The 14778-nt window shown below is 72.9% G+C and carries 13 protein-coding genes; 5 read left to right on the forward strand and 8 right to left on the reverse strand.

The genetic code is table 11. The features are described 5' to 3' along the window. The first annotated feature begins 78 nt into the window (after nt 1-78). From IE99_RS0107250 to IE99_RS0107260, 3 genes are all read left to right on the forward strand, one after another. Nucleotides 79-1641, forward strand: a complete 1563-nt coding sequence (locus IE99_RS0107250) for a gamma-glutamyltransferase (protein WP_030165554.1) — start codon at nt 79-81, stop codon at nt 1639-1641. A gap of 65 nt (nt 1642-1706) precedes the next feature. Continuing rightward, complete coding sequence (locus tag IE99_RS0107255; protein WP_030165557.1) at nt 1707-4049, forward strand: phosphoketolase family protein; 2343 nt, start codon at nt 1707-1709, stop codon at nt 4047-4049. A gap of 28 nt (nt 4050-4077) precedes the next feature. Then, nucleotides 4078-5139 (forward strand): acetate/propionate family kinase, encoded by a 1062-nt coding sequence (locus IE99_RS0107260; RefSeq protein WP_030165561.1) that lies wholly within the window; start codon nt 4078-4080, stop codon nt 5137-5139. Between the two features lie 4 nt (nt 5140-5143). On the opposite strand, the gene IE99_RS0107265 is transcribed toward IE99_RS0107260, so the two are convergent. Together IE99_RS0107265 and IE99_RS0107270 are read right to left on the reverse strand one after the other, a co-directional pair. Next, nucleotides 5144-5953 carry a transporter substrate-binding domain-containing protein gene (locus tag IE99_RS0107265; protein WP_030165564.1) on the reverse strand — a complete coding sequence of 270 codons (810 nt, stop codon included), beginning with the start codon at nt 5951-5953 and terminating at the stop codon, nt 5144-5146. A gap of 226 nt (nt 5954-6179) precedes the next feature. Further along, complete coding sequence (locus IE99_RS0107270) at nt 6180-7601, reverse strand: MFS transporter (protein WP_051712167.1); 1422 nt, start codon at nt 7599-7601, stop codon at nt 6180-6182. A gap of 74 nt (nt 7602-7675) precedes the next feature. On the opposite strand from IE99_RS0107270, the gene IE99_RS0107275 reads away from it, so the two are divergent. Beyond that, entirely contained in the window at nt 7676-8179 is a 504-nt protein-coding gene (locus IE99_RS0107275) for a winged helix-turn-helix transcriptional regulator (RefSeq protein WP_211258747.1), read from the forward strand. A gap of 9 nt (nt 8180-8188) precedes the next feature. Here the strand turns inward: IE99_RS0107275 and IE99_RS0107280 are convergent, their stop codons facing one another. Genes IE99_RS0107280 through IE99_RS0107290 form a run of 3 tightly spaced genes read right to left on the reverse strand, consistent with a single transcriptional unit; the run spans nt 8189 to nt 9683 of the window. After that, the gene (locus IE99_RS0107280; RefSeq protein WP_084219340.1) at nt 8189-8869 is read right to left on the reverse strand and encodes a GTP-binding protein; all 681 of its coding nucleotides are present in this window, start codon (nt 8867-8869) and stop codon (nt 8189-8191) included. Next, nucleotides 8850-9257 carry a DUF742 domain-containing protein gene (locus IE99_RS0107285; RefSeq protein ID WP_051712171.1) on the reverse strand — a complete coding sequence of 136 codons (408 nt, stop codon included), beginning with the start codon at nt 9255-9257 and terminating at the stop codon, nt 8850-8852. Before IE99_RS0107285 ends, IE99_RS0107280 begins: the two co-directional genes overlap by 20 nt. A 6-nt stretch (nt 9258-9263) precedes the next feature. Beyond that, a complete protein-coding gene (locus tag IE99_RS0107290; protein ID WP_030165581.1) occupies nt 9264-9683 on the reverse strand; it encodes a roadblock/LC7 domain-containing protein in 420 nt (139 codons plus the stop codon). A 153-nt stretch (nt 9684-9836) separates the two neighbouring features. On the opposite strand from IE99_RS0107290, the gene IE99_RS0107295 reads away from it, so the two are divergent. Then, on the forward strand, nt 9837-11087 hold the full coding sequence (locus tag IE99_RS0107295) for an RNA-guided endonuclease InsQ/TnpB family protein (protein ID WP_030165583.1): 1251 nt from the start codon (nt 9837-9839) through the stop codon (nt 11085-11087). Here IE99_RS0107295 and IE99_RS28935 read toward each other — a convergent pair. The 3 genes from IE99_RS28935 to IE99_RS30110 all read right to left on the reverse strand — a co-directional run bounded on the left by IE99_RS28935 (nt 11062) and on the right by IE99_RS30110 (nt 14737). After that, nucleotides 11062-13605, reverse strand: coding sequence for a sensor histidine kinase (locus IE99_RS28935; RefSeq protein ID WP_051712173.1), 2544 nt, complete (start codon nt 13603-13605; stop codon nt 11062-11064). The two genes, IE99_RS0107295 and IE99_RS28935, sit on opposite strands and share 26 nt — an antisense overlap. Nucleotides 13606-13619: 14 nt before the next feature. Beyond that, nucleotides 13620-13967 carry a hypothetical protein gene (locus IE99_RS0107305; protein ID WP_157610110.1) on the reverse strand — a complete coding sequence of 116 codons (348 nt, stop codon included), beginning with the start codon at nt 13965-13967 and terminating at the stop codon, nt 13620-13622. A 176-nt stretch (nt 13968-14143) separates the two neighbouring features. Continuing rightward, nucleotides 14144-14737: an ATP-binding protein gene (locus tag IE99_RS30110; protein ID WP_051712175.1), complete on the reverse strand. Its 594-nt coding sequence runs from the start codon at nt 14735-14737 to the stop codon at nt 14144-14146. Nucleotides 14738-14778: the final 41 nt, after the last annotated feature.

Consider the following 14778-nt stretch of genomic DNA (forward strand, 5'->3'; position numbering starts at 1 on the left):
GCTCCCCCGATCACACGGGCGCTTTCAGCCCTGGTGAAGGCTTTCGACTTGACGCATCCGGCGTTTAGCCTCGATGGGGTGACCGCGACGACGGCCGGCGCCGACCGGGCGATGATCTGCTCGGCCGATCGGCGCGCGTCCTCGGCCGGGCTCGCGATCCTGCGGTCGGGCGGCTCGGCGGCGGACGCGGCGATCGCCGCCAACGCGGTCCTCGCGGTCGTCGCGCCGCAGCGGTGCGGGCTGGGCGGCGACCTGTTCGCGCTGGTCCACGACCGTCCGGGGCCGCCCCTGGCGCTGAACGCCTCGGGCCGGACGGGGTCCGGCGCCGACGCGGAGGGCCTGCGCGCGGAGGGGCGGCGGCGGATGCCCGTCCGGCACGACGTCCGGTCGGTGACGGTGCCCGGCTGCGTCGACGGGTGGCTGATGCTGCACGAGCGGTTCGGGCGGCTGCCCCTGTCCGAGGTGCTGCGATCGGCCGTCCTGCACGCCGAGCGCGGGTTCGCCGCGACGCCCGGGTTCGTCGCGGCGGGGCGGGACGCGGCGGGCGCGCCGGGCACGGACGGGCTCGCGTGGCCGTCCCGTCCGGGCGAGCGCGTCCTGCGGCCGGGCACCGGCCGGGCGCTGCGCGCCGTCATCGCCGGCGGGCGAGCCGGGTTCTACGAGGGCGAGTTCGGCGCGGGCCTGCTGGACCTCGGGCGCGGGCTGTTCGCGCCGTCCGACCTCGCCGCCCCGGACGCCGCGTGGTGCCGTCCGCTGGGGCTGAGCGCGTTCGGCCACGACGTGTGGACGGCGCCGCCGAACTCGCAGGGGTACACGCTGCTGATGGGGCTCGCGCTCGCCGACGGCCTGGGCCTGCCCGCCGTCCCGGACGAGCCGGCGTGGGCGCATCTGCTGGCGGAGGCGGCGCTGGCGGCCGCCGACGGCCGCGACGAGGTCCTGCACGAGCACGCCGACGGCGACGCGCTGCTGCGCCCGGAGCGGATCGCGGCGCTGCGCGCGTCGATCGACCCGGTCCGGCACGGGCCCCGGCGCGGCGCCGTCGCGGCGGGCGACACCACCTGCGTGTGCGCGGTGGACGAGCGCGGCATGGGGGTGTCGCTGCTCCAGTCGAACGCGAGCGGGCTCGGCGCGCTGCTGTTCGAGCCCGGCACCGGCATCAACCTGAACAACCGGGCCGCCGCGTTCGGGCTCGCGCCGGGCCGGCCCGCCGAGTACGGGCCGCGCCGCCGTCCCCCGCACACGCTGGTCCCGGTGCTCGCGACCCGCCCGGACGGGACGCTCCGCGCGGTCCTCGGCGCGACCGGCGGCGACATCCAGCCGCAGATCACCCTGCAGCTCGCCGTCCGGATGCTGCGGCACGGGCAGCCGCCCGACGCGGCGCTCACCGCGCCGCGGTGGCGGCTCGCGTCCGGGGTGGGGTCGTACGACGCCTGGCAGGCCCGCACCCCGATCCGGCTGGACCTGGAGCCGGGGGCGCCCCCGGCCTGGGGGCGTGAACTTCCGGGCTACGGGCATCTCGTCCGGGTGGCGACGGAGGACGACGACTTCGGCGCGGCCCAGGCGATCGACGCGCCGGCCGGCGGAGGGCTGCGCGGGGCGGCCGAGCCCCGCTCGGACGGCGCCTGCGCCCTCGGTTATTGATCTCGGTCGCGAAGAGGACCTTGGGCACTGGTTGCCCTCGGTTCATCCAGGGGAGGTTGTGAAACATGACCGATGACGACGTGCGATTGATCGACGCCTACTGGCGGGCGGCGAACTACCTGTCCGCCGGCCAGATCTACCTTCTCGACAACCCGATGCTGCGGGAACCGCTCTCCCCCGGGCACATCAAGCCGCGGCTCCTCGGCCATTGGGGCACCACGCCCGGTCTGAACTTCTGCTACGCGCACCTCAACCGGGTCATCCGCGCGCGCGACCTCGACATGATCTACATCATGGGGCCGGGGCACGGCGGCCCGTCGGCGGTCGCGAACGCGTGGCTGGAGGGCACCTACAGCGAGGTGTACCCGGACGTGTCGCGGGACGAGCCCGGGATGGCCCGGCTGTTCCGGCAGTTCTCCTTCCCCGGCGGCGTCCCGAGCCATGTGGCTCCGGAGACGCCCGGGTCGATCCACGAGGGCGGCGAGCTCGGCTACTCCCTCGCGCACGCCTACGGCGCCGCGCTCGACAACCCCGACCTGGTCGTGGCGTGCATCGTCGGCGACGGCGAGGCCGAGACCGGGCCGCTCGCGGCGAGCTGGCACTCCAACAAGTTCCTGGACCCGGTGGCCGACGGGGCGGTGCTCCCGATCCTGCACCTCAACGGCTACAAGATCGCTAACCCGTCGCTGCTGGCCCGGATCCCCGAGGAGGAGCTCGTCCAGCTCCTGGACGGTTACGGCTACCACCCGTTCCTCGTCAGCGGCGACGAGCCGGAGTCGATGCACCGCAAGATGGCCGCCGCCCTGGACGCGGCGCTCGACGAGATCTCCGCGATCCAGCGGCACGCCCGCGAGGACGGGGCCACCGCGCGCCGCCGCTGGCCGATGATCGTCCTGCGGACCCCGAAGGGCTGGACGGGGCCGAAGGAGGTCGACGGCCTCCCCGTCGAGGGGACGTGGCGTTCCCACCAGGTCCCCCTCGCCGGGGTCCGCGACAACGACGCGCACCGCGCGCAGCTGGAGGAGTGGCTGCGCTCCTACCGTCCGGAGGAGCTGTTCGACGACGCGGGGCGCCCCCGTCCGGAGCTGCTCGGCCTCGCCCCGGACGGCGACCGGCGGATGTCGGCGAACCCGCACGCCAACGGGGGGCTGCTGCTGAAGCCGCTCCTCCTGCCCGACTTCCGCGAGCACGCGGTGCCGGTCGACAAGCCCGGCACCACGTACGCGGAGCCGACCCGGGCGCTCGGCGGGTTCCTGCGCGACGTGGTGCGCGCCAACCCGACCAACTTCCGGATCATGGGCGCGGACGAGACGGCGTCGAACCGGCTCGGCGACGTGTTCGAGGTGACCGACCGCGTCTTCCAGGGCGAGCGGTATGAGACCGACGAGCACCAGGCGCCGAGCGGCCGGGTGATGGAGATCCTCAGCGAGCACCTGTGCCAGGGCTGGCTGGAGGGCTACCTCCTCACCGGGCGGCACGGGCTCTTCAACAGCTACGAGGCGTTCATCCACATCGTGGACTCGATGTTCAACCAGCACGCGAAGTGGCTGAAGGTCACCCGGGGCCTGCCGTGGCGGCGGCCCATCGCGTCGCTGAACTACCTGCTGTCGTCGCACGTGTGGCGGCAGGACCACAACGGATCCACCCACCAGGACCCCGGCTTCCTCGACGTCGTCCTGAACAAGAAGCCGGAGATCGTCCGGGTGTACCTGCCGCCGGACGCCAACACGCTGCTGTCGGTCGGCGACCACTGCCTCCGCTCCCGCGACTACGTCAACGTCATCGTCGCGGGCAAGCAGCCCGCCCTGAACTGGCTGTCGATGGACCAGGCGATCGCGCACTGCACGCGCGGCATCGGGATCTGGGAATGGGCGTCCACGGACGGCGGCGCCGACCCCGACGTGGTGCTCGCGTGCGCGGGCGACATCCCGACGCTGGAGACCCTCGCCGCCGTCGACCTGCTCCGCCGGCTGTTCCCCGAGCTGCGGGTCCGGGTCGTGAACGTGGTCGACCTGATGCGGCTGCAGCCGGAGATGGAGCACCCGCACGGCATGACCGACGCCGCGTTCGACGCGCTGTTCACCACCGACAAGCCGGTGATCTTCGCGTTCCACGGGTACCCGTACCTCATCCACCGGCTCGCCTACCGCCGGACCGGGCACGCGAACCTGCACGTCCGCGGCTACAAGGAGGAGGGCACGACCACCACGCCGTTCGACATGGTGATGCTGAACGACCTGGACCGGTTCCACCTGGTCATCGACGTGATCGACCGCGTCCCGTCACTCGGCGGGCGGGTCGCGCACATCCGTCAGCAGATGGCCGACCGGCGGCTCCAGCTGCGCGCGTACACCCGCGAGTACGGCGAGGACGCCCCGGAGATCCGCGACTGGACCTGGCCGTACTGACGCGATACCCGCCGATGGAGCCCCGCCGATGCGCGTCCTGACGATCAATCCGGGTTCGAGCAGCCTGAAACTGAGCCTGCTCGACCCGGACGGCACGCTCCTCGCCGAGGAGTCCGGCCCCGGCGGCGCGGTCGCGTCGCTGGTGGCCGGGCTGCCCCGGCCGGACGCGGTCGGCATCCGGTTCGTCCACGGCGGGACCGCGTTCACCGAACCGTCCGTCGTCGACGAGAAGGTGCGGCGGCGGCTCCGCGACCTGGCCGACCTGGCGCCCCTGCACCAGCCCGCGTCGCTGCGCGCCCTCGAGGAGGCGACGCAGGCGCTGCCGGACATCCCGATCGTGGCGTGCTTCGACACCGCGTTCCACGCCACGCTCCCGGAGGCGGCGGCGACGTACGCGCTGCCCGCCGCGTGGCGGGAGCGGTTCGGGCTGCGCCGCTACGGATTCCACGGGCTGTCGTTCTCCTACGCGGCCCGCCGCGCGGGCGAGCTGCTGGGCGGCGTCCCGCCCCGGATGCTGATCTGCCATCTGGGGTCGGGCGCGTCACTGTGCGCGGTCGCGGACGGCGTCTCGGTCGACACCACGATGGGGTTCACGCCCCTCGAGGGCCTCGTCATGGGCACCAGGCCGGGGAGCATCGATCCCGGCATCCCGATGTGGCTCATCAAGCACGGCATGGCGCCGCCGGACATCGAGCGCGGGCTGGAGCGCGAGTCGGGGCTGCGGGGCCTCACCGGCACCCCCGACATGCGGGAGATCCGGAAGCGGGCCGAGGCGCGGGACGTGCCCGCCCTCGCCGCGCTCGACGTCTACCACCACCGGCTCCGCGCGTGCGCCGCCGCGATGGCCGCGTCCCTCGGCGGGCTCGACGCGCTGGTGTTCACGGGCGGGGTCGGCGAGCACGACACCGCCGTGCGGGAGAGGCTGGGGGCCGACCTCGCGTTCCTCGGCGTCCGCGTCGACACCGCGCGCAACGCCGCGGCCTCCGGTGACACCGACATCACGGCCCCGGGCGCCGCCGCACGCACCCTGGTGATCCGGGCCCGCGAGGATCTGGAGATCGCGACGGGCGTCCGCCGCGCCCTCGCGTGACCGCTCAGTCGCAGCCCTCGAACTGCGGCACCTCGATCGTGGACGATTCGAGCCCCGTCCCGCCGAACCACTTGCGGATGAGCGTCGCGGCCGTGCCGTCCTGGTACATCCGCGTGACGGCCCGGTTCAGCGCCTCGCAGCCGTCCGGGTCGCCGTGCCGGATGCCGATGGCGGTGCCCTGCTCGCTGAACTTCGCGTTGATGAGCCGGTACCCGCCGCCCTCGCGCCGCATCAGACCGGCGAGGATCACGTCGTTGGTGGTGATCGCGTCGATCGCCCCGGCCCGGATCTTCGCCATGCACTCGTCGTAGCTCGCGGCCTCGACGATGGTCGCCGCCATTCCGTGCACGGCCAGCAGCCGGTCGCGCGTGTTGGTGCCCCGCACCGAGCAGAACCGGCGGCCCTTGAGGTCCCGGACGCCCGCGGCCTTCTCGTCCGCCCGCACCAGCACGTCCTGGAACGACAGGTGGTAGGGGCCCGCGAACGCCACCTGCGTCTTGCGGTCGGGGGTCACGGACAGCATCGCGAACACGGCGTCGGCCTTCCCCGACCGCAGCAGCGGGATCCGGTCGGCGGCGAGGGCGGGAACGAAGCGGACGTCCTTTCCGAGGCGCCCGGCCACGTACCGGGCGACGTCCACGTCGTATCCCTCGAAGGAGCCGTCCGGCCGCCTCAGGCCGATGCCCGGCAGGTCGGGCCGGACGCCGACGACGAGGGTGTCCTCGTCGAGCAGCGATCCCGAGCCCCGCTCGCCGCACGCCGCGGCCAGCGGCAGCAGGATGAGCGTCAGGACGATGACGGCGAGCAGGCGCATCCGCCCTCCAAGGACCCGATCCGATGGTGAGACCGATCATTCCGCCTCCGCCCGGGGAGTCAAGTCCGGGACCGTCGCATCACAGCGCCCGTCGCACCACAGTGCCGTCGCACCACAGTGGGCATCTCCTCCGGAAAGAGATGCCCACTGTGGTGGGGGCGGATGGACGAACCGGGCCTTCTGCGCGGGCCCGGGTCAAGGTTTCGTCCTCGCCCGGCTCAGACGGTCATGTTCCGGCGACCACTTCCGTTTCCTTCTCTCGGACGGACGGGACGGGCCGGGGACGGCGCGGGGTCATGCCGAGCGCGGCGAGCGCGGCCACGACCAGGAGCACCGCCACCACCAGCCAGGCCTGGACGAAGGCGCGATGGGCGTCCGCGTAGCCCTGCGGTGTGCCGAGCACCGCGACGGCGACGCTGACGCCGAGCACGCCCCCGATCTGCCGGCTCATGTTGACCACGGCACTGCCCGTCGCGAAGCGGTGGTCGGGCAGGTCCGCGGCGGCGGCCGACAGGATGGTGGGAAGGGCGAGGCCCACGCCCGTCCCGCCGATGAGCCAGCCCGGCAGCATCTCCGTCGCGTACGCCGGGGTCTGTCCGATGCTCGAGCCCATCAGGACGACCCCGGCGGCGCACAGCGAGCAGCCGAGCGCGGTGACGAGCCCCACCGGGACGCCCCGCGCCACCATCCGGCCCGCCACCAGCGCGAACAGCGGGACCATCAGGGGGCCGGGGGCGACGCACAGCCCGGTGCGGATCGCCGAGTACTGCCAGATCTGCTGCATCCAGAGGATGCCGACCAGCAGGTTGGCGGCGAACGCGACGGTGAACAGCAGGATCGCAGCGTTCGACCAGCCGAAGGTGCGCACCCCGAGCAGCGCCGGCTCGAGCACCGGGGACGGGTGCCGCTGGGAGCGCAGCCAGAACCAGAGCAGGATCAGCAGCGACGTGCCGACCACGACCGCCGTCTGCCGTCCCGTCCAGTCGCCGGCCTCCACGATGCCGAGCGCGAGCAGGGCGATCGCGGCGGTCAGGATCGCGGCGCCGGCCAGGTCCGGGACGCGGCTGCTGCGGCCCTCGCGCGAGTCCGGGACGTACCGCAGCGCGCACGCCAGGACGAGGATACCGATGGGGACGTTCACCGCGAACACCCAGCGCCAGGACAGTTCGACGAGGACGCCGCCCGCCGCCGGCCCGGCCGCGGCGGCGACCGCGGCGGCGGCCGACCAGATCCGCACCGCGCCGGCCCGGCGGCGCGGCGGGTACGCGGCGAGGAGCAGGCCGAGGCTGGTCGGGATCAGCGCCGCCGCGCCCGCCGCCTGCGCGACCCGCGAGCCGATCAGCCAGCCCAGCGAGGGGGCGGCGGCGCAGGCGAGGGAGGCGGCGGTGAAGACGGCGAGACCGAGCAGGAAGCCCGCCTTGCGGCCGTACCGGTCGGCGAGCCGGCCGAGCGGGACGAGCAGCGCCGCGAACACGATCGCGTACGCGTTCAGGACCCAGGACAGGTCCGCCATGGACGTGCCGGCGAACTCGCGGCCGATGTCGGTGAAGGCGACGTTGACGATGAACAGGTCGAGTCCCGCCATGAAGCTGGCGACGCAGAGCACCGTCAGCAGCAGCCCCGGGGAGACCTGACTTTGTTTCGCCATAGTCAGGGAGGCTAGGCGAACCACCTGACTTTGGTCAATAGAAGTCAGCTGTTTTCTCTCGTATACTCCCCAAGGTGACAATCACACTTGGCGGGCACTTCGCGGACCGCGACACCTGGTCCATGCAGAACTGCCCGGTCGCCCGGACACTCGCGGCCCTCGGCCCGCCGTCGGCCGTGCTCGTCCTCAGCGAGGCGTACTTCGGCACCAGCCGGTTCGGGGACTTCGTGCGCAACCTCGGCATGACCGAGTCGGCCGTCACCGCCCGCCTGCGCCACCTCGTCAAGGCCGGGCTGCTCAGCCGCGAGCCCTACCAGGAACCCGGGCAGCGCACCCGCTACGAGTACCACCTGACCAAGATGGGCCTCGACCTCGCGCCCACCCTCGTCGGCCTCATGGAGTGGGGCGAGAACTACCTCCCGCACGAGGACGGCCGGCAGGTCATGCTCACCCACGCGGGCTGCGGCGCGGACGTCGTCGCCGAGGTCCGCTGCGCCGACGGGCACACCGTCGGCGTCGGCGACATCGTGATGCGCGCCCCGTCCGACGCCGTCGACGGCGGCGCCGAGGCGGTCTGACGGGCCGTCTCAGCCGTCCTGCGTGAAGGCCGGAGCCGTCGCGGGACGAGGCGGAGGGCTCGGCACCGACCGCGCCGCCGCCAGCCGGAGCGCGTGCTCCACCAGCACGACCAGCACCTGCTTCGCCGATCCGGCCCGCCGCGCGTCGCACATCAGCACCGGCACGTGCGGGCCGATGTCGAGCGCCCCCCGGATCTCCGCCGCCTCGTACCGGTCGGCGTGCTCGAAGCAGTTCACCGCCACGACGAACGGCGTCCCGCGCTGCTCGAAGTAGTCGATCGCCGCGAACGACGCCGGCAGCCGCCGCGTGTCGGCCAGCACGACCGCGCCGAGCGCGCCCCGCGACAGCTCGTTCCACATGAACCAGAACCGCTCCTGGCCCGGCGTCCCGAACAGGTAGATCGCGACGCCGTCCCGCAGCGTGATGCGGCCGAAGTCCATCGCGACCGTCGTGGTCCGCTTCGCCGCGACCCCTTCCAGGTCGTCGACGGCCGCGCCGACGTTCGTCAGCGCCTCCTCCGTCTGCAGCGGCCGGATCTCGCTGACCGCGCCGACGAGGGTCGTCTTGCCGACCCCGAACCCGCCCGCGACCAGGATCTTCAACGCGACGCGCGGGCCGTCGTCCCGGTCGTCCACGTCGTCGGGGGCGAGCGGGCCGGGTTCGGGCGGTTCAGAGCGCACGGAGCTCATCGAGCACCCTCCTGAGCAGGTTCGGGTCGTTGTGCGGCTGGACGGACGGCGTGGACCACCGCTGGATGCCCACGAGCCCCGAGTCGATCAGGTCGCCCGCGAGGACGCGGATCACGCCGAGGGGCAGCCGCAGCTCCGAGGCGATGTCCGCCACGGCGTGCGGCCGCCGGCACAGCGCCAGCAGCCGACGCTGCTCCCGCGTCAGCCGGCCGGGCTCCGGCGCGGGCCGGCCCGTCGCGACCAGGATCGCCACGATGTCGAGCGGCTCCCCCCGGGGCCGGGTCCGGCCGCGCGTCACCGCGTACGGCCGGACCACGGGACCGGCGGCCTCGTCCAGCCACCGCTCCCCGCCCGGCCCCCGCGGGGCACCGGGAACGCTGGGATCCATGGGCGATCACCCCGGTCCCGCTCCCGGCACCTCCTGGCGAAGGCCCGTGGACAGCTGCCGGCCGACCCGCTTCACCAGCATCGTCATCTCGTACGCGACGAGCCCCGCGTTCGCGCCCGCCTCGCTCAGCAGCGCGAGGCAGCTGTTCGCCCCGGCGGGCACCACGAAGAACAGCCCCTCGTCCATCTCGATGAGGGTCTGCCGCACCTCCCCCGACTCCAGCTGCGGGCGCGCGCCGACCGCGAGGCTGTGGAACCCGGCCGACAGCGCCGCCAGGTACTCCGCGTCCTCGCGGCCGACGCCGCGGGAGGCGCCCATCACCAGGCCGTCGCGCGACAGCACGACCACCTTCCGGACCTGCGGGACCCGGGCGACCAGATCGTCCAGCAGCCAGTTCAGATCCGTCCCCACTCCCTGCCGCGTCATCAGGTTCCTTTCGTGGATGCCCCTGCCTTCAGGCTGGGAGGAAACGAAACCCCTGCCGAGCGGGTCGAAAGCAGCCGATCCGCAGCCAAGGCGGATAGGCGGCTCAGCCGAAGACCGGGGCCGGGTTCGAACAACCGTGCTATCTTGCGGAAAATGACCAAGCGTGTGAAGCGTGCGTTCAAGTACCGCTTCTATCCGACACCGGAGCAGGCGGATCTGCTGAACCGGACGTTCGGGTGTGTGCGCAAGGTCTACAACCTGGCACTGGAGACCCGCACCACGGCCTGGCACCAGCGCCAGGAACGCGTCAACTACAACGCGACCAGCGCGATGCTGACCGCGTGGAAGAAGTCCGCGGAACTGGCGTTCCTGAACGAGGTGTCCTCGGTGCCGTTGCAGCAGGTTCTGCGACATTTGCAGAGCGCGTTCAACGCGTTCTTCGACAAGCGCGCCGGGTACCCGCGATTCAAGTCCAGGCACCGCTCCCGGGCCTCGGCCGAGTTCACCCCGTCGGCGTTTCGCTGGAGCGACGACGGTCGGCTGACCCTGGCCAAGATGACCGAGCCGCTGCGCATTCTCTGGTCGCGGCCGCTGCCCGAGGGGCAGGAGCCCTCGACCGTGACGGTGTCGCGTGACTCCGCCGGCCGCTGGTGGGTGTCCCTCCTGTGCCAGGACACTCCGGTTCCAATGCCCGCCACCACGGCGGTCGTCGGCATAGACGCCGGTCTTGAGCATCTGGTCGCGTTGTCCACCGGGGAGAAGGTCGCCAACCCCCGGCACGAGCGCGCCGACCGGAGCCGCCTGTCCAAGGCGCAGCGGGAGCTGGCCCGTAAGGAGAAGGGTTCGGCGAACCGGGCCAAGGCCCGGCTCAGGGTGGCGCGGATCCATGCCCGGATCGCCGACCGCAGGCGTGACGCCCTGCACAAACTGTCCACGAGGCTCGTGCGTGAGAACCAAACGCTCGTGATCGAGGACCTGTCCGTCCGCAACATGGTCGGCAACCACAGGCTGGCCCGTGCGATCAGCGACGCGGCCTGGCGTGAGCTGCGGAGCATGCTGGAGTACAAGGCCGACTGGTACAGCCGGGACCTGGTGGTGATCGATCGCTGGTTCCCTTCGTCCAAGGCCTGCTCGGCGTGTGGTGCGCTCGCTGAGAAGATGCCGCTGAACGTGCGTGCGTGGACCTGTCCCTGCGGGGCGGTTCACGACCGTGATGTGAACGCGGCGCGTAACCTTCTGGCCGCCGGGCTGGCGGTGACGGCCTGCGGAGCCGGTGTGAGACCTCAACGGGACTCCTCCCGGACGGGGCGGTCGGCGGTGAAACAGGAACACCCGAGGGCGACCAAGGGAGTCCCTGTCCTTGAGGACGGGGAGGATGTCAAGATGACGGTCCCCTTCCCATGAGGTCGGACGGTCCTTCGTCCTCGTCCCGGCCGCGGAGCCAGCCCGCCTGCAGCGACGCGAACAGATCGCGCGACGCCTCTGCGGACCGGTCCTCCCAGGCGGCGACGGCGTCCGGCGGCGGAGGCTCCCGGTAGGCCGCCTCCGAGTACGGCGCGCCCTGCTCGTCGCCGCGCAGCTGCGGCGCGAGGCTCGCGCGCTTGACGCGGCGCGGCAGCGGAGCCCGCCCCTGCGGACCGGCCCCCGGCGGCGGCCCCGCCGGCGGCCCGCCGAAGTTCGGCGGCGTGTCGTAGGCGGGCGGCATGTCGAAGCTCGGCGGCGCGTCGTAGCCCGGGGGGCCGTCGTGTCCCGGCGGTGCCCCGCGACCCGGCGGCGCGTCGAACGCCGGCGGGGAGTCGAGCGAGGCCGGCGCGTCGAACGACACGGTCGCGCCGGGCGGCGGCGCGTCCATCACCGGCGCGTTGAGCATCGCCGTGGACTGCGACTGCCCGCCGGTGCCGTTGCCGGTCCCGTTGGCGCGCGCCTGCCCATCGATCCGGAACGGACGGACGGCCGGCGCCGCGCCGTCGCCCTTCGCGGGCTCGTCCTCCGGCGAGTCCACGTCCACGATCAGGGTGCGCGGGATCAGCACGACCGCGCTCACCCCGCCGTACAGCGACGGCTGCAGCGCGACCCGGATGCCGTGCCGCCCCGCGAGCCGCGCGACGACGAACAGCCCGAGCCGGTCGGTGACCGCCAGGTCGAACTCCGGCGGCCGCGACAGCCGCAGGTTGAGCGCGTCCATCTCGGCCGGGTCGAGCCCGATGCCGCGGTCGATGATGTCCACCGCGAACCCGTTCGCGCCCATCTCGCCCCGCACCAGCACCTCCGTCGGCGCGGGCGAGAACACCGTCGCGTTCTCGATCAGCTCGGCGAGCAGATGGATGACGTCCGCGACCGCCTCGCCGATCACGGCGGCCTGCCCGCCGACCACGACGACCTCGACCCGCGTGTAGTCCTCGACCTCCGCGACCGCGGCGCGGAGCACGTCCTCCACGTGGACGGGCCTGCTCCACCCGCGACCCGCCGCGGCCCCGGACAGGATGACGAGGCCCTCCGCGTGCCGCCGCATGCGGGTGGTGAGGTGGTCGAGCCGGAAGAGGTCCTCCAGCGCCTTCGGATCGGACGCGTTCCGCTCCATCTCGTCCAGCATCGCCAGCTGCCGGTGCAGCAGCGACTGGCTCCGCCACGCCACGTTCAGGAACACCCGCGAGATCCCCTCACGCAGGTACGCCTCCCGGACCGCCGTCTCGATCGCCGTGTGCTGCACCTTCGTGAAGGCGTCCCCGACGCGCGCGACCTCCCGGCTCCGCCCGATGTCCAGCGGCGGCGCCTCGGCCCGCACGTCCACCTCCTCACCGCGGCGGAGCCGCGCGACGACGGCGGGCAGCCGGTCCTCCGCCAGGTTCAGCGCGGCCCGCTGCAGGTCCCGCAGCTCCCGCGCCAGGCTCCGGCCCGCGAACAGCGACAGCGCGACGGACGCGACCACCGCCAGCAGCCCGAACCCGCCGACCAGCACGAGCCGCCGGACGATCCGGTCCCCGATCGGCTTCGCCATCTCGTTCAGCGCGAGACTCGCCTGGGTGACCTTCTGGTCCCATGCCTGCCCCAGCAGGGTGGTGTTCTCGGACCAGTCGGCGGCCTCGGCCGGCAGCCTTCCGTCGCGGGCACCGACGATCGCCGCCTCCGCCGCCCGGTACCGCCGGAACCCGTCGGACGCGGCGAGCTGCTGCAGCGGCGGGCGGATGGCGTCGTTCAGGTCGGCCATCCCCGCCTCGAAGTCGGCCCGTCCGGCGGCCGCCCACTGCACGAACGCCGTGTGCTCATCGGTCGTCATCCGGCCGCCGCGCACGCCCGCCGCCGTGACGAGGGCGTCCTGGCGGAGCATGGAGCCCCGCGCGTTGCCGATCCTGATCAGCGCGCGGCCCTGCTCGAAGATGTCCAGGTCGTTCACCGACACGATGCCGCTGAACATCCGGATGACATCGTCCAGGACGGCGCTGTAGGACTCGATCACGTCGAGCACCCCGGCCTGCCCGGAGTCGACCTGCGCGCGCAGCTGCGGCAGGCGGTTCAGTGACGTGACCGCCTCGCTGAGCCGCTTCTTCGTCTCCGGCCGCGCCGCGTCCCGCACCTCCGCCGTCAGAGCGGTCTTGCGGAACGACGCCTGGACGGCGTCGACCCGGGCACGCTGGGCACCGAGCCGCTGCCTCTCCTCGGACCTGCGGGTGCTGATCGCGGCGGCGCTCAGGGATCGCTCCCGCTGCAGCTGACCGACGAGGAAGATGCCGGGCAGGCCGGCCTTCTCGTACGTCGTCGAGAAGTCGTACTTCTCGTCCGCCGCGCCGAGCGTCAGGTTCGCGGCGAACCCCCAAACGGTGATCAGTGAGATCAGGGGGACGAGCAGCAGCGCCGTGATGCGCAGGCGAATCGGCCGCCTGCGCCCTTTTCGCTTTCCGCTCCGTCTTTCGTCGGCGACCATTCAGATCACCCTTCTCATGAGCGCGCCCCGTCCAGCGCCGCCCGGGCCATCAGGCCGCGCAGCCGGTCCGTGATCATCGCGACGGCCTCGGCATGGCCGCGCATGGCACGTTCCCGCGTGGAATAGCGGCCGATATCGGCGTGCATCGCCAGATCGGACACGATGGTTTGCCATAGCAAAGGTCTTCCGTTCGCCGCGAATCCGAGATCGATCACGGTGAACCAGGTGGAAACGACCACCACGACACCGCCGACCCGGATGACGTCCTGCGCCAGCAGCCGCCCTCGCACGTCCAGCAGGAGCCGTTGTGCCTCGTCGGAAGTGGCGGGTCTCCCATCCGCCCGGTAATAGTCCACGGACATCGCCATCCCCATCGCCGCAGTACGGCAGAAGACCGCGGTATTCATCCCGTCCCGGGAATCGCGGTCGGGTCGTCTTCCCGGTCGGCGCACGGAACCGCCGCGCGGGCCGGCACGCGTTTCCGGGCGCGCCGACGGGCGCGGGCGGCCATCGGCGGTGCGATCGCCGCGTGCGGTGATCAGTAGGCGGGCTGCCGGTCCGGCGGCCAGGCGCGCAGCTCGCACCACACCGACTTGCCGGACGCGGTGTGCTCCGTGCCGTGGTGCTCGGCGATCACCGCCACGAGGAACCAGCCGCGGCCGGTCTCCTCCAGCAGATCGATCCGCCTGGGGTGCGGGACGGCCGGGCTCGGATCGTGCACCTCGACGCGCAGCCGGTGGCCCACGCGCAGCAGCCGCAGCCGCAGCACCGCTCCGGCGACCGTCGCGTGCTGGACGGCGTTCGTCACCAGCTCGGAGACCAGCACCTCCACGTCGTCGCGGACGTGTGCGATGCCCGAGGCCGTGATGACGGTCCGGCTGAAGCCCCGCGCGTGCGGGACGGACGACGTCGCCGCCGGCAGGTTCACCTCGCCGAGCAGCACCCCGGCGCTGCCGGAGGCGGTGGCGACCAGGGGTTCGGGGACGAGGGTGGCGACGGCAGGCGGGGCGGCCGCCGTCGTCATGGAGTCGGGGACGAGGGAGTCGGGGACGGTGGTGGACGTCCCGTGGCCGGGCGCCCTGCTACCGGGCGCCTGCGTGGACAGTTCGATCGTGTGGTTTTCGCCCGACATGATGAACGCCTCCTTGACTAAGGCGTAGGGGGAACCGATGC

This window comes from Spirillospora albida (assembly GCF_000718255.1).
Classification (GTDB): domain Bacteria; phylum Actinomycetota; class Actinomycetes; order Streptosporangiales; family Streptosporangiaceae; genus Spirillospora; species Spirillospora albida.

Bases quoted from the DNA above. Each gene is read 5' to 3' on its own strand.
- IE99_RS0107265 (WP_030165564.1), bottom strand. From the start codon at position 5,953: ATGCGCCTGCTCGCCGTCATCGTCCTGACGCTCATCCTGCTGCCGCTG.
- IE99_RS0107270 (WP_051712167.1), bottom strand. From the start codon at position 7,601: ATGGCGAAACAAAGTCAGGTCTCCCCGGGGCTGCTGCTGACGGTGCTC.
- IE99_RS0107260 (WP_030165561.1), top strand. From the start codon at position 4,078: ATGCGCGTCCTGACGATCAATCCGGGTTCGAGCAGCCTGAAACTGAGC.
- IE99_RS0107290 (WP_030165581.1), bottom strand. From the start codon at position 9,683: ATGACGCGGCAGGGAGTGGGGACGGATCTGAACTGGCTGCTGGACGAT.
- IE99_RS0107255 (WP_030165557.1), top strand. From the start codon at position 1,707: ATGACCGATGACGACGTGCGATTGATCGACGCCTACTGGCGGGCGGCG.
- IE99_RS0107280 (WP_084219340.1), bottom strand. From the start codon at position 8,869: ATGAGCTCCGTGCGCTCTGAACCGCCCGAACCCGGCCCGCTCGCCCCC.
- IE99_RS0107285 (WP_051712171.1), bottom strand. From the start codon at position 9,257: ATGGATCCCAGCGTTCCCGGTGCCCCGCGGGGGCCGGGCGGGGAGCGG.
- IE99_RS0107295 (WP_030165583.1), top strand. From the start codon at position 9,837: ATGACCAAGCGTGTGAAGCGTGCGTTCAAGTACCGCTTCTATCCGACA.
- IE99_RS0107305 (WP_157610110.1), bottom strand. From the start codon at position 13,967: ATGTCCGTGGACTATTACCGGGCGGATGGGAGACCCGCCACTTCCGAC.
- IE99_RS28935 (WP_051712173.1), bottom strand. From the start codon at position 13,605: ATGGTCGCCGACGAAAGACGGAGCGGAAAGCGAAAAGGGCGCAGGCGG.
- IE99_RS30110 (WP_051712175.1), bottom strand. From the start codon at position 14,737: ATGTCGGGCGAAAACCACACGATCGAACTGTCCACGCAGGCGCCCGGT.